The sequence below is a fragment of the Paenibacillus xylanexedens genome, assembly GCF_007676705.1.
In the GTDB taxonomy this organism is placed as follows: Bacteria; Bacillota; Bacilli; order Paenibacillales; family Paenibacillaceae; genus Paenibacillus; species Paenibacillus xylanexedens_C.
The window spans coordinates 321878-341171 of record NZ_VEBF01000003.1 but is presented as its reverse complement, the minus strand read 5'-3'; the positions used below and the strand labels follow the sequence as shown (position 1 = coordinate 341171).

Sequence of the window (19294 nt, the reverse complement as noted above, 5' to 3'; positions counted from 1 at the left end):
CAGAACGCTATGGCATTGCTGACATTAGACCACGTATCCGTGGCATACGATAAGCAGACAATCCTGAAGGATTTTCAGTTGGATCTGGAAAAAGGTAAGCTGCTCTCCCTGCTCGGACCGAGCGGTTGCGGCAAAACAACTACGCTGCGCCTCATCGCCGGGTTCCTGGAAGCATCGCAGGGCAAGTTTATGTTCGGCGGCAAGGATTATACGAAGGTTCCAGCGAACAAGCGGAACTTCGGATTCGTATTTCAGAGTTATGCGCTATTCCCGCATCTGTCTGTCTATGACAACGTGGCCTTTGGCCTGCGGATGCGCAAGGTGAAAGACAAGGACATCTCTTCCCGTGTGATGCGAATCCTGGAAGTCGTTAACCTGAATGGATTTGAGAAACGTTTTCCACAAGAACTGTCCGGTGGACAGCGTCAACGTGTGGCGATTGCCCGCGCATTGGTGATTGAGCCTGACCTGCTCTTGTTCGACGAACCACTCAGTAACCTGGATGCCAACCTGCGACTCAACATGCGGGTGGAGATTCGCCGGATTCAGCAAGAGCTGGGCATTACAACACTGTATGTCTCACATGACCAGGAAGAATGCTTCTCGATCTCGGATCAGGTAGCGATTATGAACAAAGGTGTGGTTGAGCAGCTCGACCGCCCGGAAACCATTTTCAAATATCCCGCAACGGAATTTGTAGCACGATTCATCGGGTTCCATAATTTCATTGAATTCGCAGAGCGTAGTGATGCAGGTGAATTGATTACGCTGAGCGCAGGTGGACGTACGTTTACAGCTACCGCGCATCCTGGAACAGCACGTCCCGGTGCACGCAAAGGTGCGATTCGTCCGGATGATCTGATCGTTAGTGGAGATACCTCTGCGGATGTGGTGAATGCATTGCCGGGGATTATCAAAGTCAGCACGTATCTGGGACGCAGTTATCAGTATGTAATCGAGACGGAGCTGGGTGATTTCACAGCAAATCAGGAGATGGAAACACCGTACCTCAGTGGGCAGCGTGTTAGCCTGATTTTCCCACAGGACAAGCTTGTATTGGTAGAGTAGTCGTGAATGTAGGGAGTAGCATTAAGAAATAAGAGCAGCAAAGAAGGCATTTCATGCGATGATTCCGGGCGAGGCAGTGGTACGCAATCAAGTGCAGTGCATCAGATTAAAGTGCAGGTTCATTATCCAGTCCGGATCGCAGTGAAATGCTTGTGAAGAAGGAGATTATGCCCCATGCGTGCAGATCAACTAATTGTGAATGTACATGTGTATAACAGTTATTATAAACGGTTTGAAATGAACAACGTTGCTGTACTCGACGGCAGATTCCTATATGTTGGACCCGGTGGACCGGAGATGATTCAGGCAGACGAAGTCATCGATGCGCGAGGAAGATACATGATTCCTGGCTTGATTGATATCCATCTGCATATCGAAAGCACGATGGTGACACCGGAAACCTTTTCCCATGGTCTGATTGGCTGCGGTGTAACGTCCATTGTGGCGGAACCGCATGAGATGGCGAATGTATTCGGGCTGGAGGGTGTGCAGGAGATGATGGCTGCGAGTCGGGAGACGACGGTGGACATGTTCTATGCGATCCCAAGTTCCGTTCCGGCAACCCCGATGGAGACAACAGGCGGTTCGATCGAGATCGAAGATATGGACGTGCTGCTCGCCACTGGCGAGATCATCTGTCTGGGCGAGATCATGAACTATGTCGATGTCATCCGTGATCCGGAATGCAAGACGAACCAGATTCTACAGCATATCCGCAAAAACTATCCCGATCTGGTGATCGAAGGTCATACACCGAAACTGCTTGGACTTGATCTGCATCGACTGATCTACGCAGGCATCGATTCCGACCATACCCATCAGAGCATTGAAGGATTACAGGCGCGGATTGCGGCAGGCATGTTTATTGAAATTCAGGAGAAATCAATGACACCTGAAGTCATGAAGTACCTGATTCAACATGATGTGGCACAGCATTTCTGCTTCGTAACAGATGATGTAATGCCGGATTCACTGGTGGAGCGTGGTCATCTGGATCATATCGTACGTAAAGCAATTCAGATGGGGATGCGTCCGGAAGACGCGATCTATGCAGCAACATCTACCCCTGCTTCCCGGATGAAAATGACCGATCGTGGCAGCGTTGCCCCAGGCAAAGTGGCCGATTATGTGTTGGTATCCAACCTGGAGGAACTCGCTATTGATCAGGTGTACAAAAACGGCCGCAAAGCTTATGACGATTACGAACCGTATAAGCAGGAACGCATAACCGGGCAGTTCCCACCTCACTTCTATAAGAGTGTACAGTTGGAGAAGCTGGGCGTAACAGATTTTGCAATTCAGTTGTCAGACCCGAAAGTCAGTGGATCAGGGGTTGATCTCACTAGTGGAGGGGAGCACCAATGCCGTGTCATGATGGTCAAGGATGGTTCTACTTTTGTGGAAGAGCATATTGCATCCGTTCAGTCCTCGGATGGTGAATTGCGCTGGGAAGAAAGCGGATATGCGCAGATCGCGACCTTTGAACGTTATGGCGTGAACGGCAATCGTGCACATGGTCTGATCGGTGGAGACACCATCAAACGCGGCGCAATTGCAACGACATACTCACACGACAATCACAACCTGCTGGTTGTAGGACGTAATCGTGAAGATATGATACTGGCAGCTAACACAGTGATTTCGAGCCAGGGTGGATTCTGCGTGGTGGAAGATGGCAAGATGCTGTCCCATCTGGAACTTCCCGTAGGTGGCATTTTGACGGAAGAACCACTTGCAGTGGTGTCCCATCAAGTGAAGGAATTACGTGCAGCTATGCTGTCTCTTGGATATGTACATTACAATCCGATCATGTCGATCAGCACCCATTCCCTTGCGGTAAGTCCGGCGTTGAAGATTACGGACCATGGCTTGATTGATGTGAATGCAGGTAAAGTTGTATCGTTGATTGTATAGTTGGAATACCACATATCGTGATATAACTCCAATTGGATTGTGATTGTGGAATTATTTTGGATTAGAAAAAGTCCTATACCCCGTTTCGCCATGGTAAGTGGTGTGACGGGGTATTCTTGTTCAAGCAAAGGATTCGAGATAATGTTTCTGTATGCTTAATCTTGCAAGTGAAACATGAATTAGATTTTAATCTTCCCTTGTAATGACCACTCAACATATTTGGACACTGACGGTGCAACCCACTTTCGGCTATCATTCTCATGATTCCACACAAACACGTCTTCTCTACAGATTCCATCCCCCGTCACTGGAAACGCGAATAAATCGCCAATGCCACTCTCCCCGAAGAAAATCAGGTTATCGAATGGCATATAATAATCTTGGAAGTGATCGTCACGATAGTGTTTGTTTTCATTCTTGATTCGATCTACTGACCAGATTAGTCCTAAATCATAAATGGCTCTTACCCCATTGGTTTCCAGCAGTATTTCCTTTAGTTCATGAGGCAGAGTGACATGGAACAAGCTTTCAACCTTTGCAATTTCATCTCCAGATGCAGGAGAACTGAACGTATACTCTTCTGAAATTCCCTTGAAATATTCTTTCCACATGAATTAGTCCTCCCACATTATGTAATGTAATCATTTACTTCGTAAGAGTTATCTCTTCTTTTTGGTCAATGAAAAGAAGGTAGCCCGCCATAGATTTGCCCTACTACCGGCTACCAAATAACAATAGGAAAATAATGCAGTCTACCTTTTCTAACTCTAGCTTACCAAGTAAGCCAACCACCCGTACGTTTATAATTGTGCAGGAGATCATACTTCTCATGGTACATGAGACGCTTCATTTTGGTTCTATACAGACGATAATCCTGTTTACGAGCGGGTTTACACTCTTTGTTGTAATGCGTGCTCTTGATTCCTTTACGGTGATCTTTCAGCTTTTCTTTTCTTGGATCAATGAACTTTTTACTGTTTTTCAGTTCAAGCAATTGTTCATTTTTCCAGATTGGAATCTCTTCGTGTGTAAACATCTTCATCCCCGTTGTGCCGGGTTAGATTTTGGCTTCGAGTGCCATGGCCTTAGACACAACTAACAGAAGAAGACTTTTGGATTGAATATAAGTATCACCTCTGATGTTATTCATCCTAATTTTAACATAATTACAACGTGTCTTTCCGATGTCTTAATCTGATTGAGGTCATCATCGTTCCTTGAAGACATAGAGCAAGATATTCATGGTTTGGACGGGACAAATGAATACATATATAGTAGAAGAGAATGTTTGGACTCAAAAGCAGGAGGATAGACAATGATTATGAATGAAATAAATAAAGCTAAAACCATATTTTTCGACGTAGATGATACCTTATACGATCACCTGCAGCCGCTTCGTGGCGCATTGCAGGACGTTCTCGGCCTGCCGGATGATTTCCCTTATACTGAGGCCTATCATCGTTTTCGTTATTATAGTGACTGGCTGTCTGCTCAAGAAGATCTGTCCGCTGTACCGGAGCCGGATGCGGTGGAGCGAATGCGCCGTCGTAGATTTGAGCTGACGATGGAGGAGTTTGAAATCCCCCTACAACAGGGACAAGCTGAAGAGCTGCAAGCACAGTATTTAAGCAGACAATTTGAGATTGTACCTTTTGAAGGAGCATATGAGCTAATCAGAATGCTTCAGGCAGAAGGCCATACAGTGGGTCTAATCACCAATGGAGAAGGGGAGCATCAGCGGCGTAAGCTTGAAGCATTGGATGTGCTTAGTCTCGTGGACGAGCATCTGATTTTCATCTCTGGTACCACCGGTTATGCCAAGCCGGATCGTAGGTTGTTTGAATATGTGAGTAAGCAGACCGGGACAGAAGCTCGTTCCAGCTATTACATTGGCGACTCGTGGCGTAATGATGTGGTAGGTGCAGTTGATGCGGGGTGGACAATTATCTGGTTCAACCATCGGGAGGCATTGCCGGAGTCCGATCATCAACCTCATTTTGTAGCACGGAGCTATGAAGAAATCAGTTCTATTCTGACTTTTGAACCCGTCCGAGTTTAAGGAGATTTATGTTTAAAGGAGCAGTCCTGCTACCAGCTTGGTGCAGGTCTGCTTTTTATATTATACCTTCTATAAAGGCATCAATGATGAGGTGTCTAACTCTTCGCTTTCAATTACAATTGCCATTAGTCCAGTTGCTGTTTTAGTTTCGTGCCATTCATCTTTATCCCAGAGAACCGCTTCACCACAATGAACTTTGATGTATTCATTTGCTTCACCTCTAACCCAACCCTCTCCGCTTACTATTAAAAGGAGTTGAGGAACCATAGCTTGGTGATAACCTATTACTCCATCTTTATCCAAGTGCATGCATCCTATATGAGCTTCTTTATGGATCTGCGTGATACGTGACATAACGAAATTAGAATCAAATTTGATAATCTTCTTACCTGACTCTTGTTTAAATTGAAATATCCTCATGTTTACCTCCGCAATAGTGACTAATTTAACTTCCTACATCGGTAACTATCCTTATGATGGGTATCATCCTATTCCATAAAATTGATGGAAACCCAATCAGACGAGTTTATCATAGCTCTAATGGGTTGGGAACAATTTGCTGACAATCATCTTTTTCTAATTTCCTGTACCAATGCTTCTATGAAGCTGTGCTTCATGAAATCTTCATTTGAAAGAGTAGTTCAGAACCTTCCCAAACAGTGTGTACAGTGTTATAATTAAAACAAGATTTAGATTAAGTCTAAATTAAAAGTAGAGAATCAAAGTAATCTATCATAAAATTCAAAACCATTTTTATATTCGAGAGGGGATAAATTCCATGAGCACAATCCAAACTAGAAACAACACTTTTACTAACAACGCCACAGCACTTCAAGAGGTTCTGAACCGTCAGATCGCAGGCTGGTCCGTACTGTACACGAAACTGCATCAATTCCACTGGTATGTTCAAGGACCTCACTTCTTCACACTGCACGCCAAATTCGAAGAACTGTACAACCTGGCTACAGCGAATATGGATGAAGTTGCAGAACGTTTGCTGGCTATTGGTGGACGTCCAGTGGCTACGATGGGTGAACAGCTGCGTCTGTCTCCGATTGAAGAGGCACAAGGCCAGTTGTCTGCTGAGCGTATGGTAGAGTCGGTGGTTGCTGATTTGCGCACAATGGTGGAAGTGATTCATCAAGGCATTCACGAAGCAGGAGAAGCGGAAGATAATGCAACGGAAGATATGCTGATTGGATTCACCGCTGCACTGGATAAAGAGGTCTGGATGTTAAACGCATTCCTGGGCAAATAAGCAAAGTCATCCTACATCCTGACAACGATATGTAGAGTCCGTGAACAAAGTGTCCGTTCGCTTACAAATCCGGTGTGCTTGCCGTATAATGATGGCATTCAAGATGTACAGAATGGTGGAATGAGTATGCGGTCAGACCTGGAACAATTGCAGGAAGAAGCTGAACGGTTTATATATACATGTTATGAAGAGCTGGGCCATTCGCGTGAAGACGCGCAGGCTCGGCTTGTTGCCGTTATGGGAGAAATCGAAGTAACGGGAACCTATGTGCACACCACAGATGAATTGGAGCAGGGTTGCAAAATGGCCTGGCGGAACAGCAACCGCTGTATCGGGCGGCTGTTCTGGGATAAATTGCGAATCGTGGACGCACGCCATGCCGATACAGCAGGAACGGCAGCGGATGCTGTGCTGAACCATATCTCTGTAGCTTCTAACGGAGGCAAAGTCGTTCCGATGATCACCATCCTTCCACCGGATGGGCCGAATGGAACTCCGATACGACTCTGGAATCATCAGCTTATTCGTTATGCGGGATATGAGACGGAGCAAGGCATTATTGGAGATCCTGCTTCGGTGGAACTGACGAAGGCGGCGATGTCACTTGGCTGGCAGGGGGCAGGTAGCTCCTATGATGTATTGCCACTCATTATTCAGGCACAAGGACAAGCTCCAGAGTGGTATGTTGTACCCGAAGAAGAGATTGTGGAAGTAGCCATTGGACACCCGGAACGAGCGGAGATAGCAGAACTTGGCATGCGCTGGTACGGTGTGCCGATGATTGCCGATATGCGACTGGAGATTGGCGGTATATCCTACCCGGCAGCGCCGTTTAATGGTTGGTATATGGGTACTGAGATTGGCGCCCGTAATCTGGCGGACACGTTCCGGTATAACAAATTGCCTGCGGTGGCGGCAGCATTTGGATTGAATACGTCGAGTGAAACGACATTGTGGAAGGATCGTGCGTTGGTTGAACTGAATGTGGCTGTGCTGCATTCGTTCAAGAAAGCAGGCGTGAGCATTGTGGATCACCACACGGCGGCAGCGCAGTTCGAGTTATTTGAACAGCGGGAGGAGAAGGCTGGGCGTGAGCTGACCGGAGATTGGGTGTGGCTGATTCCGCCGGTATCTCCGGCGACAACGCATATTTTCCACAGCACTTATCGCAATGAGATTGTGAAGCCGAACTTTTTCCGTCAGGATCAGGCGTATACCCTGAAAGATGGCGTGGCATCTGCCGCAGAGCCGCGAAGTAGCGAGCAGCAGAATGCACAGGTAGAGAATCACCAACCACAGGCTGGTGAGGCACCAATGAAATGCCCGTTTGCACATTAAATTGTGCAGACGGGTTATTTTTTGTGATCCTTTTTTATCAAACGAAGGGCTTTAAAATAGGAAAGAAATGAAAAGATTCTTTCTCTATATGGAAATATATAACACGCCTATAATGAAGCCATGACTTTGACATCACATAGGGGAGGGAACAATCCATGGGTTATATTGAAACGTTGCGAGGATTGGTTGGCAATGCTCCTGTTATTTTGGTGAGACCGAGTATATTGATCTTGAATAAGACAGGTGAGATTCTGTTGGTTCGACATATGGATGACACTTGGGGATTACCCGGTGGATTCATGGAGCTCGGCGAATCGGTGGAAGAGTCTGCAATAAGAGAGGTCAGAGAAGAGATTGGGATAGAGATCAAGAAACTTCATCTGTATGGCGTCTTCTCAGGAAAAGAGTTATACACGAAATTAAGAAATGCGCATGAATACTACAATGTGGTCATTGGTTATATTTGCACGGAGTATGAGGGAGAACTGAAGCCAGATGGGGTTGAAGTTCTTGAAGCGGAATTTTTCAAACCAACGGAATTGCCTGAAAGGACCGACCCTTACTTAAAAAGAAAAATCCAAGAAAATGCAGTGCACATAGCAACATTATTGGGAAAAATATAATCGAGAGGTTGCGTCCGGAATGGTTTATCTCACGAGTTGTAAAGCTAACGAACCGAGCGCGCCTTATAGGGCGGATTAATTGTGGAATTATAATTTAATGAACATCAGTGGCGTTATATCGGCATTAACCTGCCTGAAACCGATGCAGGAGCAATAAATCAAGGAAATAGCGCCTCTGTGATTCGTTAGTCTACAGTCCTGTGGGAATTGTAGCGAATAACACTTGTGCAGTTCGTTAGAAATAATTATGCCAATAAAGGGATGTCCTCCGTCATATTCATGACTTGAGGGACATCTCCCTTTTGCGTTTACACCCGTTTTGTCTTGTACCGACTGCGCATTGCAGCCTGAACTACAATGGCAGCAGCAATCAGCACCAGATTGAACACAAAAACGGAATACAGCGACCCAACCTCCATCATTAGTGCTGCAACCAATGGCGACACGATGGAGCCGATCTCGGCCGCAGAGACGATTTTGCCTATGACAGAACTTCGACTCTCGTCTGGGATGTGGTCACCAATATGGGCAAAGAATGAATCCATGTAACAGGCCCCTCCGACCCCACCAATCAGCATACCAACGTAGACCCACAGATAGGAGGATGTGCTTAGAAATACAACGACTTCAATTCCAATCAGGAACATGCCAAGCATGCAGAGCAGCAGGCGATCGCCCATCCGGTCAGAGAGATAACCAACAAAGGGAGCAGCGGCAAGCGTAGAGATCCCGGAGACGGTGAAGGCAAGACTGGTGGCAAACGGGTCCCAGTGCATGATGTGAGCTGCATACAGTGCGAAATAGGTGAGGAATACCGCATAGGCACTCATCTCCAGAAAATGCACCGTACCGTACCCAAGTAGCTGTTGCCGCCGGGTGAGCCTTGTATACGCCTCCTGAGTATGCTTTGCATCAGACGGTGATGAAGATAAAGGTGGTGCAGTGGGTGCAGCAAAAGGGTGGGAGTCACTGATGGTGGAATCTACAACAACCTCATCCGTGGAGAGTGGCGAATGTGTTGATTTGTCCAGAGGTTCTTGTGTCACAGTAGCCGAAGGATCCTCTATTAGATGATCACTTAACGTATCCCCAGATCCATGATTAGCTCTAGCTTGTGCTGTCGTCTTCATACCCATCGCAGCGACAACGGCCATCAGACAACATACGGTCACGAGCAGAAAAGGTAGTGACAAGGGCCAGTGCAGTGCGAGCCAGCCACTTATTACAGGACCGAGCACCATACCGCCACCTTCACTGCTGCTGATATACCCATTGTACAGTCCTCGGTTGTCTACATTCCCTCCGTCCCCGATGATGGAACGCACAACCACGGTAAGACCGGTGGAAGCCAGCCCTTGCAGCAGCCGGAGCAGGCCGAATAACACCGCAGCAGTAGACAGCGCGAAGCCACCCATACAGACAGCGAGTAGTAACAGCATGAGGATGAGAGCTTTTTTACCACCTAGTTTCTTATAAATTGCTGCTGCAGGAATGCCACCAATCACTTTCCCCACATAAAAAAGTGCAAAAATAACCCCCATCATCCAGCCAGACAGGCCGAATTCCTCAATAAATAAAGGAAACAGGGGCAGGATCATGAATCCGCCCATCTGACTTAGGAAACAAATCGTCATCAGCAAAGGCAGGTTACGACGAATATCCAAGAGCCAAGACTCCTCTCACACATAAAATGGAATCCTATAATTCCTTCCTTCACCTCATATGGATGCGTAGATATCGACATATACCCGTAATGTATGCAGGATTTTTGAAAATAAGAAGAAATGCCACGTGGCGTTTACATCAAAACCATTGCGGATATACCTGAATCATATATAATAGATGGGTTATCAATAAGGAAACATGGACGAAAGTGTACAGACTTAAGATGTACCTCAAGTATAAGGGGGCGATGTGAAGCATGTCAGAACAACAACCGATTATCCGCTTCGAAGCGGTGACCCAGCAATACGATCAGGATGAAGCCGTATTGAAGGCGGTCAGCTTTGAGATTGAGCGGGGTAAATTTTATACGCTTCTTGGCCCTTCAGGGTGCGGGAAAACAACCATATTGCGGCTGATTGCCGGCTTTGCGGAGCCGACACAGGGCAGTATTTATTTTAACGGTGCGCTCATCAACCGAGTGCCTGCCCACCAGCGGCAGGTGAATACCGTATTTCAGGATTATGCGTTATTTCCACATTTGAATGTATTTGAGAACGTGGCTTTTGGTTTGCGGATCAAAAAGATGAAAACAGCTGAAATTCGCAGCAAAGTGTTGGAAGCCCTCAAATTCGTCAATCTGTCCGGTTATGAAAACCGGGAAATTGGCGAAATGTCCGGCGGACAACGACAACGTGTTGCGATTGCACGCGCCATTGTGAACGAGCCTGAAATTCTCCTGCTGGACGAGCCTTTGTCAGCACTCGATCTGAAGCTGCGGACCGAAATGCAGTACGAGCTGCGGGAGCTGCAACAGCGACTGGGCATCACGTTTATCTTTGTTACGCATGATCAGGAAGAGGCGTTGGCGATGTCCGACGAGATCTTTGTCCTGAATGGTGGCGTGATTCAACAGAGCGGTACACCGAATGATATCTATGATGAGCCGATTAACCGCTTTGTGGCAGATTTTATCGGGGAATCGAACATTGTATCGGGCAAAATGAAGCAGGACTTTGTGGTGGAATTCGCTGGCGCACAGCATGAGTGTGTCGATCAGGGTCTCCAGCCGGACGAGCCGGTAGAGATTGTCATTCGTCCAGAGGATCTGGAGATTACAACGGAAGACCAAGGCAAGCTCAAGGTCAATGTAGACTCCCAGTTATTCCGTGGGGTGCATTACGAGATATCCACGTACGACGATGCGGGCAATGAGTGGCTTGTTCATTCAACCAAGAAAGCCGTTGTAGGCGCGCGGATTGGACTGTATTTTGACCCGGAAGCTATACACGTCATGCGCTTTAACGAGACCGAGGAAGAATTCGACAAACGACTCGAAGCCTACCAAGAGGCCGCTCATGCAGACTAAGGCCAGCACACGCAATGCGTATCTGATTCCATATGTATTATGGATGGTGTTGTTCGTTGTGGCGCCGGTTCTGCTGGTCATCTATTATTCGTTCTTCGACGTTGAAGGCAACTTCACGTTTGGCAACTACGCCCGGTTCTTCACACCTGTGTACTTGCAGATGACGCTCAGTTCGTTCTGGTATGCATTTCTGATTACGGCATTCTCGCTGCTCATCTCCTACCCGACGGCGTATATGCTGACCCGGACGAAGCACAAGCAGCTGTGGTTGCTGCTGATCATTCTGCCAAGCTGGATCAATCTTTTGCTAAAAGCATATGCCTTCATCGGCCTGTTCGGAACGTATGGTCTGACCAACTCCCTGCTTGAAGTCGTGGGTATTGGTACACAGCAGATCTTGTTCACCGACTTCAGCTTTATCTTTGTCTCGGTGTACATCTTCATTCCATTCATGATCCTGCCGATCTTCAATGCGCTGGAAGAGATGAATCCATCGTTGATCTACGCGGCGCGTGATCTGGGGGCCTCATCGTGGCTGACATTCCGCCGAGTTATCTTTCCACTGACGATTAGCGGTGTGAAATCAGGCTGTCAGGCTGTATTTATTCCAGCGCTGTCCCTGTTCATGATTACCCGCCTCATTGCGGGAAACCGTGTAATTACGCTGGGAACAGCGATTGAACAGCATTTTCTCGTCACCCAGGACTGGGGGATGGGTTCGACGATTGCCGTCTTTTTGATTATTGCGATGGCGATTATTATGTTCCTGACTGGATCAGGTAAGAAGGAGGTGCGTAATGGGAAGAAACGGAAAGCTGTCTAACGTCTATCTAGCCGTTGTATTCGCCATCCTGTACGCACCGATTGCGTATCTGATCTTCTATTCCTTCAATAGTGGCGGCCACATGCGCAGCTTCGAAGGATTCACGCTTGAATGGTACAGAGAGGTGTTCGCCGATACACGGCTGCTCATCATTGTGCTGAATACATTTATCATCGCACTGCTGTCATCGGCGATCTCAACGATCCTTGGTGTTGCAGGAGCACTGGCGATCTACCATGTGCGTCGCAAACGGACCAAAAATACGCTGCTGTCACTCAATAACGTGCTCATCGTGAGTCCCGATGTCATCATTGGTGCATCGTTCCTGATCCTGTTTACCATGATTGGCATCAAACTGGGCTTCACTTCGGTTCTGCTGTCTCATATTGCGTTCAGTGTGCCAATTGTCGTTATTATGGTATTGCCGAAGTTACAGGAGATGAGTCCGACACTGATGGATGCGGCACGGGATCTGGGCGCTGGTTCATGGCAGATTCTGACGCGTGTGGTGCTGCCATACGTGAAACCGGGTATTTTTGCCGGATTCTTCATGGCTTTGACGTACTCGCTCGATGATTTTGCAGTAACATTCTTCGTCACGGGAAATGGGTACTCTACACTCTCTGTAGAGATATACTCGAGAGCAAGGCAGGGCGTATCCCTGTCCATCAATGCGCTGTCGACCCTGTTGTTCCTGCTGACAGTGTTGCTGGTCGTTGGATATTACTTCATTAACCGCCGTGCAACGCGGATTCCACCTGGAGGGAAGGGGCTGCGTCCATGAAGCAACTGGTACGGACATTTGCAATTGTATTCGTGGCCGCCTTTGCCCTGATGATCCTGGCTTCGTATCTCAACAAGAGTCAGGGGTATTCTGGCGGCAACACGCTGACCATCTATAACTGGGGCGATTATATCGACCCGGATCTGCTTAAGGAGTTTGAGGACGAGACGGGCATTAAAGTGATCTATCAGACGTTTGACTCCAATGAAGCGATGCTGACCAAGATTGAGCAGGGGGGAACCACGTTTGATGTGGCAATTCCTTCCGAATATGCGATTAGCAAAATGAAAGAAGAAGACCTGCTCGTTCCACTCGATCACAGCAAATTGACTCATCTGGACAACATTGATCCGCGGTTCATGGACTTGTCCTTTGATGAAGGCAACACGTATTCCATCCCTTATTTCTGGGGAACGGTGGGGGTTGTGTACAATCCCGAACTGGTGGATGGATTAACGTTTGATAGCTGGAACGACCTGTGGGACCCGCGTCTGAAAAACCAAATCCTTCTCCTCGACGGCGCACGTGAAGTCATTGGTATGGGTCTCAACAGTCTCGGGTATTCCCTGAACGATACCAACGAAGAACATCTGCAAGAAGCTCTGAAGAAGCTGTCTACACTGACACCGAACGTCAGAGCAATTGTTGGTGACGAGATCAAGATGTTGCTCGCGAATGAGGAAGCAGCCGTTGGGCTCGTATGGTCCGGGGATGCGTCCGAGATTATGGATGAGAACGACAAGCTGGATTACATGGTGCCGGAAGAAGGCTCGAACCTCTGGTTCGATAACATGGTTATTCCAAAAACAGCGAGTAATATTGAAGGAGCACACCAGTTTATCAACTTCATGCTGGACCCGGATCATGCCGCTCGCAATGCGGAGTATGTCGGATATTCCACACCGAACGCCGAGGCGCTTAAGCTGCTGCCGGAGGATATCTCGGAGGATGAACGCTTCTATCCGGACGAGACACTGACAGGTAAGCTGGAGGTCTACGATAATCTGGGTAAAAAAATGCTCTCGCATTATAACGACCTGTTCCTGGAGTTTAAAATGCACAGTAAATAACCGCCAATAGCGTATGTACAGTTCGTTAGATCTGAAAAAAATAAAGGGGTGCTGCTCGTCATATCAATTGATGACGAGCAGCACCCCTTTTTTATTACTTCAGAGCAATAGCGCTTGAGGTGTCATATAAGATGAACATTTAAGATCACACGTTAACGGAGGGGACAGAAAAAACTGAAGAAGCGAAGCGCTCGCCTTTATCAACGGATTTTCCCATTCCAGATGGGATTCAAAAAAATCCGGGGATAACAGCGATCAGAAGTTGTTCTGTCACCGGAGTGGCTCAGTTGATCCACCTATTCATCTTATATAATTGCCACTACATGCGCTTTTTGCGCCCCACCATGATCCATGCCCCACCCATAATCAGCACAATGGCCACGAACGGTTGGATAAAGCTCAAGCTGCTCAGCATCGTGCCAATCGACATTACGGCGAAGAACAGCAGCGATACAACCATCAGAATGTTGATGGGGATCAGCAACCATTTGTTCCGACCACCGAACCAATACAATTCGAACAAACCAACAGCAACAGCCAGAATGAAGCCCGGCCACATTGTACTCCAGTTATTGAACAGCATGGCGATCTGACACACGATACCAACGGTGAGCAGCAACCCACCAGGAACCAGCAATCCGACCCCTCTGCCGATCATGGAGAAGTAGAGCCAGTGGAAGAACAGCCCGAGTGGAATCACGAATAACGTGGGCCAGAAGGTCGCAAAGATCGTACCCGGACCGAGTGAACCTCCCTGGTTCAGAATCAGGTACACGCCCAGCAAAATGAGAACAGGCGCAAGGATCGTACGTTTAGCCATAATATCTCTCCTTCTCAATACAAGATCAATTTTCCGGACAGTTGTATGTAGAGCAATTCTTTCGATATTCACAGCATACCATGAACTGGAAAAGGATATCCTCCGCCTTTGGAGTTAAAGTAAACCTAGACCAAAGTCTAGGTAGGAAAATTGGAGAAACTATACTCCCTGGAAGAGGGTGTAGTTGAACATGCTAAGAACCCACTCTGTTGAAGAGTGGGTTCTGTCATTTTTTTTATCAAAAGCGAAGCTCGTTATTTCACCACATCTGAATGTTTCTTGCCCCAGCTGTTCACGCCGTCATCCTCAATAATGGAGATGGCTGCATCGGCGATATCGGGGTTCGTCATCAGTTTCTCCTGAATACGGAACTTGATGTCATCCGCATCAGCCAGGCTGAGTCCTTTGGTCAGTTCAATCAGACCTTCCACATGATAATAACGGCCTTCCTGAATGATACGCATCATCTGAATATCGGCAACGTGTGTGTCTGCCAGAATGGTCTGGGATACTTTGTCCTCAATATCCTGCGGAGCCGCTACACCGATCAATCCGATCATATTATCATAACCGACACGGAAGGCTACAGCGATCATCAAGCATCCAATAATCGTCGTTACAATACCATCAATCAATGCAAAATTGGTTAAGGCAATGACCACGACGGAGATCAACGCTAGAAGGGCACCAAGTACAGCCACAACATCTTCGTAGAATACGAGACGGGTTGGCGGTGCAGCACGGCCTACGTTTTTGATGGCAGCAGGGGCCAAGGCAAATCCAGCAGCTTTGGGTGCGCGTGCTTCTTTGAGGATTTCCTTCATGGCTTTGATCAGAATGGCCCCGTCGATCAGAATGTTCAAGACGAGCACACCGATGTTAATCCAGAGGCCCCCGGAATGACCAGCAGGATGCTGGAGCAGGTGGATACCTTCATGGATGGTTTCATAGGCCATAATCGTCACGACAATAACGGCGATCATACAGAAAATGTTGATGACCCGTCCGAATCCGGTCGGGAAGCGGCGTGTAGGTTTTTTCTCGGACAACACACTTCCGACAAAGACAAACCCTTGGTTAATGGCATCAGCGAGTGAATGCATCGCCGAAGCGAACATGGCACCACTGCCACTGAATAGGAAAGCCCCTCCTTTGCATACGGCAAGTACGGCATTCCCTGCCATCGCTACGGCGGAGGATGTATTCCCCTTTTTGACGAGAGACAGAAAGCTCTCAGACTTCGGTTGTTCAGCCACTTCGTAGTCCCTCCCAGATCAATGTATTAGGTGCAGAAAAGGCAATCTTATCTATACAGCATGTGCATTTCCACTAAATGTTATTATAACCGCTTTGACATATCCCAGCATTATGCAAAAAAGGTCATATCACCATATGTATCTCAGTATTCAATGGCCTCCAGAGCACGTAAGTTCCGGTTGGATTGCTCCAAGAGCTCTGTAAACGTCCCGGCGACATAATATATAAAATCCGGATCATGCACGTACATAATAATCTGCCCAACGGTTCCTTGCTCTGTTGGATCAAAATCAAACATTAGATACAGTGAACCTCCCCCAAGCATGCCAAACGTAACCCATTTCTTCTGAAACAGGTACGGCTTGATTCGGGGATCAAGCTCACGGAGCTCTTCTTCGGTATAATAATCATCCAGGCGGTTCTCCACAAGCGTGGACTGCTCCTTTTGAATCTTTTCCAAGGACAACAGGTAAAATGGCTCAGATTCCCGTCCTTCCTCAGGGCTTGGATACAAGACGTGAAAGGCATATCCACTCCCATTTTTTCGTTTATAGAATGCACGAAAATCAGCGGGTAAACGAATACCATGTTCACGCTCGAATGCATCAAGCTGCTCATCCGTCACGCCTTCAAACTCGCGATATGCGTTGAGCAGCTCCCGGTTCTCCTCATCCTGTATCTTCTCCTCCAACAACATATCCAGTTCATCCATCAATTCATATATGCGCTGTTCTGGCATCCGATTCCCCTCCGTATGAGCTATTGAGATAATATGTTGAGTGATATGCGAGCAAACTGTGCCTAATTTCACCTCATATTATAGTTATAATCCGGAAAAGCACACAAGAATCAAGAGTCTTGTCTTACATGCTCCCATGGTCTCATCATTCAAAGCCGGTTGTTGCATAATCAGCACACCTGGTTACATCCACAGCTCCATCTACCAACTTCATGGAAGTTGCTCCTAACAACAAGTAAAGCGTGAGCAACAGGAGCAATCCCTGTAACCCACGCTTTTTATTATCTACTATATAAATGAAACTAATCTTTTACACGAAAACGTAGAGGGCAGAAATAACCTGAAGAAGCGAAGTGTTCGCCCTTATCCTCAGATTTATACCTTTATAAAGTAAATAAAAAAATCTGGGGATAACAGCGATCGGAAGGTTGTTCTGTCATCGGAGTAGCGAGTGTAAATACTTTTGTTCGTTTTATATAGTCCTCTTTAATCAAACTTCCAGCAGGACAGACTAAGGTTGCCATACTGATAGGCTTTGAACAGGAGCGATGCCTGCTTGTTCTGATCTCCCGCACCCATAGCGAGCAACAGCGGTACAAAATGCTCCGGAGTAGGCACGGCGGCTTGAGCTGAAGGCGCCAGCTTGTCATAGGCGAAGAGAGACACCGTATCCCAACTCATGAGCTTGTCATGCAGCCAGTTGTCGAACTCTGATGCCCATGGGTCAACGCCGTTACTTTCCCAGTTCAACCGACGCAGATTGTGTACCGTTCCGCCGCTGCCAATCACGAGAATGTCCTGCTCACGCAAGGCGGCGAGCGCCTGTCCAACCTGATATTGCTGCTCACCAGTCAGATAGCGATTCACGGACAAGGCTACTACGGGAATATCCGCATTCGGGTAGAGCAGGCGCAGAACAACCCAAGCGCCATGATCCAGGCCACGGACGTCATCGGTCTGTACTGGAATCCCGGCTTCTGCAAATAAACGCTCCACTTCGGCTGTAGTCTCTGCATGTCCTTGAGCCGGGTATTTAATCTGATACAGCTCTGGCTGGAAACCGCCGAAATCATAGATGGTCTCGTAATTGGCTACCGAGGATACAAGCTGAGTAGTGGATTCCCAGTGAGCAGAGAACAATACGATTGCTTTGGGTTTCGGCAGTTCTTGTCCAAGTTTTTGCACAAACTCAGTGTACGCATTCTCCTCCAAAGCCAGTGAAGGGGCGCCATGGGCAATAAACAAGGATGGCATCATTATGCATTCAGTCCTTTCGGGTCTTCGGCAGTCAGATTCGCATCCGCCCGAAGCCAGTGTTGGAATTGTTGATATAGATCAGGGGTCACCTGGTGCCCACCGTTGTAAGGTACATATGTGACGTGATCGGTATGTTGACGGAAGAAATCGGCGTTATCTTCGCCCAGTTGGAGCGGGAATAGATGATCTTGATCTCCATGCGAGATGAACACAGATAGCTCCGAATCGGGTTGCAGCGTGTACTCGTCTTTTACAAATTGCGGGATGTACCCACTCATGGCTACAATACCTTTAATTGCATCTCCCATCACCAGCGATAGGGTCATCGCCATAATGGCGCCCTGGCTGAATCCGGCGATATAACGCCGCGTGGGATCAATAGCATATTTGGCGGACAGCTCAATAATTAACTGTTGCAGTCCCTGAACGGAGGCATCATATAACTCACGAACGGGATTGCCAATGCTTTTGATCTGAAAATAAGCATAACCACCACCCTGGACGATAGGCCCACGGACGGCGACAATAATAAAATCAGACTGCAGGGGCTCCATCAAACGAAGCATATCCTGTTCATCTGATCCCATGCCATGTAAGGCGAAAATCACGGGATAACGTTGATCTGAATTGTAATGGGATGGTAATCGGACTTCATGTATATAAGGAGAATTCATTGAAAACACCACCTGAAGAGGAATAAGTTCTTGATATCGTTTCTTGATAAAGTTCACTAATATGAAATAAATATTCTTATTGATAAACAAAATTTATCATGGTTTCATTGTAGGGTCAACACTTTCTTTGTATGATGAATAGAGTCGCTGAAGATGAATTATATTTTATTCCGGAGGACGTGATCAGGATGTTAAAGAGTATCGTGCCTATTCTGAGGATATTTGATGAAAACAAGGCCAGAGAATTCTACCTTGAATACCTGGGATTTCAATTGGATTGGGAACATCGATTTGAGCATGATATGCCCTTATATATGCAGGTTTCGCTCGATTCTATCGTGATTCATTTATCTGAACATCATGGAGATTGTACACCTGGAGCCGCCTTACGTGTGGAGACGGATAACCTGGATGCATTACACGGTGCACTTCGTAAGAAAGAGTACAAACATGCTAGGCCCGGTATAGAGGAGACGCCTTGGAATTCAAGGGAGTTGACCGTGACGGATCCGTTCGGCAATCGGATTATATTTGTGGAGGCACGCACCGAATAAATGGAGGTTTATGTCATCAATCAAT

20 protein-coding genes are annotated in these 19294 nt (G+C 47.2%); 11 read left to right on the top strand and 9 right to left on the bottom strand.

Translation table 11 applies throughout. The annotated features are described in order from the left end of the window. Positions 1-9: 9 nt before the first annotated feature. Both FS628_RS19395 and FS628_RS19390 read left to right on the top strand, forming a co-directional pair. A complete protein-coding gene (locus FS628_RS19395; RefSeq protein ID WP_145324683.1) occupies positions 10-1068 on the top strand; it encodes an ABC transporter ATP-binding protein in 1059 nt (352 codons plus the stop codon). Between the two features lie 174 nt (positions 1069-1242). After that, positions 1243-2982 (top strand): adenine deaminase C-terminal domain-containing protein, encoded by a 1740-nt coding sequence (locus FS628_RS19390; protein ID WP_145324681.1) that lies wholly within the window; start codon positions 1243-1245, stop codon positions 2980-2982. A gap of 179 nt (positions 2983-3161) precedes the next feature. Here FS628_RS19390 and FS628_RS19385 read toward each other — a convergent pair whose 3' ends face one another. Both FS628_RS19385 and FS628_RS19380 read right to left on the bottom strand, forming a co-directional pair. After that, positions 3162-3593: an SMI1/KNR4 family protein gene (locus tag FS628_RS19385; RefSeq protein WP_145324679.1), complete on the bottom strand. Its 432-nt coding sequence runs from the start codon at positions 3591-3593 to the stop codon at positions 3162-3164. A gap of 161 nt (positions 3594-3754) precedes the next feature. Beyond that, complete coding sequence (locus tag FS628_RS19380; RefSeq protein WP_186327882.1) at positions 3755-4024, bottom strand: hypothetical protein; 270 nt, start codon at positions 4022-4024, stop codon at positions 3755-3757. Positions 4025-4303: 279 nt separating this feature from the next. Between FS628_RS19380 and FS628_RS19375 the strand changes: the two genes are divergently transcribed. After that, positions 4304-5041, top strand: coding sequence for an HAD family hydrolase (locus tag FS628_RS19375; protein ID WP_145325003.1), 738 nt, complete (start codon positions 4304-4306; stop codon positions 5039-5041). 69 nt (positions 5042-5110) lie between these two features. Here the strand turns inward: FS628_RS19375 and FS628_RS19370 are convergent, their stop codons facing one another. Beyond that, positions 5111-5461, bottom strand: coding sequence for a cupin (locus tag FS628_RS19370; RefSeq protein WP_145324677.1), 351 nt, complete (start codon positions 5459-5461; stop codon positions 5111-5113). A gap of 358 nt (positions 5462-5819) precedes the next feature. Here FS628_RS19370 and FS628_RS19365 point away from each other — a divergent pair, with 358 nt between their 5' ends. The 3 genes from FS628_RS19365 to FS628_RS19355 all read left to right on the top strand — a co-directional run bounded on the left by FS628_RS19365 (position 5820) and on the right by FS628_RS19355 (position 8260). Further along, the gene (locus FS628_RS19365; protein WP_145324675.1) at positions 5820-6299 is read left to right on the top strand and encodes a Dps family protein; all 480 of its coding nucleotides are present in this window, start codon (positions 5820-5822) and stop codon (positions 6297-6299) included. Positions 6300-6425: 126 nt separating this feature from the next. After that, on the top strand, positions 6426-7637 hold the full coding sequence (locus FS628_RS19360; protein ID WP_145324673.1) for a nitric oxide synthase oxygenase: 1212 nt from the start codon (positions 6426-6428) through the stop codon (positions 7635-7637). Between the two features lie 155 nt (positions 7638-7792). Further along, a complete protein-coding gene (locus tag FS628_RS19355) occupies positions 7793-8260 on the top strand; it encodes an NUDIX hydrolase (protein WP_145324671.1) in 468 nt (155 codons plus the stop codon). A gap of 308 nt (positions 8261-8568) precedes the next feature. Here FS628_RS19355 and FS628_RS19350 read toward each other — a convergent pair whose 3' ends face one another. Next, complete coding sequence (locus FS628_RS19350) at positions 8569-9924, bottom strand: MFS transporter (RefSeq protein ID WP_145324669.1); 1356 nt, start codon at positions 9922-9924, stop codon at positions 8569-8571. 257 nt (positions 9925-10181) lie between these two features. Here FS628_RS19350 and FS628_RS19345 point away from each other — a divergent pair, with 257 nt between their 5' ends. The 4 genes from FS628_RS19345 to FS628_RS19330 are packed head-to-tail and all read left to right on the top strand — an operon-like array spanning position 10182 to position 13968. Next, complete coding sequence (locus tag FS628_RS19345; protein WP_145324667.1) at positions 10182-11291, top strand: ABC transporter ATP-binding protein; 1110 nt, start codon at positions 10182-10184, stop codon at positions 11289-11291. Beyond that, positions 11281-12114 carry an ABC transporter permease gene (locus tag FS628_RS19340; RefSeq protein ID WP_017691799.1) on the top strand — a complete coding sequence of 278 codons (834 nt, stop codon included), beginning with the start codon at positions 11281-11283 and terminating at the stop codon, positions 12112-12114. Before FS628_RS19345 ends, FS628_RS19340 begins: the two co-directional genes overlap by 11 nt. Beyond that, the gene (locus FS628_RS19335; protein WP_062836831.1) at positions 12089-12898 is read left to right on the top strand and encodes an ABC transporter permease; all 810 of its coding nucleotides are present in this window, start codon (positions 12089-12091) and stop codon (positions 12896-12898) included. Before FS628_RS19340 ends, FS628_RS19335 begins: the two co-directional genes overlap by 26 nt. Next, positions 12895-13968, top strand: a complete 1074-nt coding sequence (locus FS628_RS19330; RefSeq protein WP_145324665.1) for an ABC transporter substrate-binding protein — start codon at positions 12895-12897, stop codon at positions 13966-13968. Before FS628_RS19335 ends, FS628_RS19330 begins: the two co-directional genes overlap by 4 nt. Positions 13969-14287: 319 nt before the next feature. On the opposite strand, the gene FS628_RS19325 is transcribed toward FS628_RS19330, so the two are convergent. The 5 genes from FS628_RS19325 to FS628_RS19305 form a co-directional block, all read right to left on the bottom strand. Continuing rightward, a complete protein-coding gene (locus tag FS628_RS19325; protein WP_145324663.1) occupies positions 14288-14788 on the bottom strand; it encodes a hypothetical protein in 501 nt (166 codons plus the stop codon). Between the two features lie 254 nt (positions 14789-15042). Further along, positions 15043-16044 carry a cation diffusion facilitator family transporter gene (locus FS628_RS19320; RefSeq protein ID WP_145324661.1) on the bottom strand — a complete coding sequence of 334 codons (1002 nt, stop codon included), beginning with the start codon at positions 16042-16044 and terminating at the stop codon, positions 15043-15045. Positions 16045-16187: 143 nt separating this feature from the next. Beyond that, positions 16188-16784 (bottom strand): SMI1/KNR4 family protein, encoded by a 597-nt coding sequence (locus FS628_RS19315; protein ID WP_145324659.1) that lies wholly within the window; start codon positions 16782-16784, stop codon positions 16188-16190. Between the two features lie 486 nt (positions 16785-17270). After that, positions 17271-18041, bottom strand: a complete 771-nt coding sequence (locus FS628_RS19310; protein ID WP_145324657.1) for a DODA-type extradiol aromatic ring-opening family dioxygenase — start codon at positions 18039-18041, stop codon at positions 17271-17273. Beyond that, positions 18041-18715, bottom strand: a complete 675-nt coding sequence (locus FS628_RS19305; protein ID WP_145324655.1) for an alpha/beta hydrolase — start codon at positions 18713-18715, stop codon at positions 18041-18043. Before FS628_RS19305 ends, FS628_RS19310 begins: the two co-directional genes overlap by 1 nt. 188 nt (positions 18716-18903) lie before the next feature. Between FS628_RS19305 and FS628_RS19300 the strand changes: the two genes are divergently transcribed. Further along, positions 18904-19269, top strand: a complete 366-nt coding sequence (locus tag FS628_RS19300) for a glyoxalase superfamily protein (RefSeq protein WP_145324653.1) — start codon at positions 18904-18906, stop codon at positions 19267-19269. The last annotated feature ends 25 nt before the right edge of the window (positions 19270-19294 follow it).

Bases quoted from the DNA above. Each gene is read 5' to 3' on its own strand.
- FS628_RS19365 (WP_145324675.1), top strand. From the start codon at position 5,820: ATGAGCACAATCCAAACTAGAAACAACACTTTTACTAACAACGCCACA.
- FS628_RS19375 (WP_145325003.1), top strand. From the start codon at position 4,304: ATGAATGAAATAAATAAAGCTAAAACCATATTTTTCGACGTAGATGAT.
- FS628_RS19335 (WP_062836831.1), top strand. From the start codon at position 12,089: ATGGGAAGAAACGGAAAGCTGTCTAACGTCTATCTAGCCGTTGTATTC.
- FS628_RS19330 (WP_145324665.1), top strand. From the start codon at position 12,895: ATGAAGCAACTGGTACGGACATTTGCAATTGTATTCGTGGCCGCCTTT.
- FS628_RS19300 (WP_145324653.1), top strand. From the start codon at position 18,904: ATGTTAAAGAGTATCGTGCCTATTCTGAGGATATTTGATGAAAACAAG.
- FS628_RS19340 (WP_017691799.1), top strand. From the start codon at position 11,281: ATGCAGACTAAGGCCAGCACACGCAATGCGTATCTGATTCCATATGTA.
- FS628_RS19305 (WP_145324655.1), bottom strand. From the start codon at position 18,715: ATGAATTCTCCTTATATACATGAAGTCCGATTACCATCCCATTACAAT.
- FS628_RS19315 (WP_145324659.1), bottom strand. From the start codon at position 16,784: ATGCCAGAACAGCGCATATATGAATTGATGGATGAACTGGATATGTTG.
- FS628_RS19395 (WP_145324683.1), top strand. From the start codon at position 10: ATGGCATTGCTGACATTAGACCACGTATCCGTGGCATACGATAAGCAG.
- FS628_RS19310 (WP_145324657.1), bottom strand. From the start codon at position 18,041: ATGATGCCATCCTTGTTTATTGCCCATGGCGCCCCTTCACTGGCTTTG.
- FS628_RS19325 (WP_145324663.1), bottom strand. From the start codon at position 14,788: ATGGCTAAACGTACGATCCTTGCGCCTGTTCTCATTTTGCTGGGCGTG.
- FS628_RS19355 (WP_145324671.1), top strand. From the start codon at position 7,793: ATGGGTTATATTGAAACGTTGCGAGGATTGGTTGGCAATGCTCCTGTT.
- FS628_RS19370 (WP_145324677.1), bottom strand. From the start codon at position 5,461: ATGAGGATATTTCAATTTAAACAAGAGTCAGGTAAGAAGATTATCAAA.
- FS628_RS19360 (WP_145324673.1), top strand. From the start codon at position 6,426: ATGCGGTCAGACCTGGAACAATTGCAGGAAGAAGCTGAACGGTTTATA.
- FS628_RS19380 (WP_186327882.1), bottom strand. From the start codon at position 4,024: ATGAAGATGTTTACACACGAAGAGATTCCAATCTGGAAAAATGAACAA.
- FS628_RS19345 (WP_145324667.1), top strand. From the start codon at position 10,182: ATGTCAGAACAACAACCGATTATCCGCTTCGAAGCGGTGACCCAGCAA.
- FS628_RS19390 (WP_145324681.1), top strand. From the start codon at position 1,243: ATGCGTGCAGATCAACTAATTGTGAATGTACATGTGTATAACAGTTAT.
- FS628_RS19385 (WP_145324679.1), bottom strand. From the start codon at position 3,593: ATGTGGAAAGAATATTTCAAGGGAATTTCAGAAGAGTATACGTTCAGT.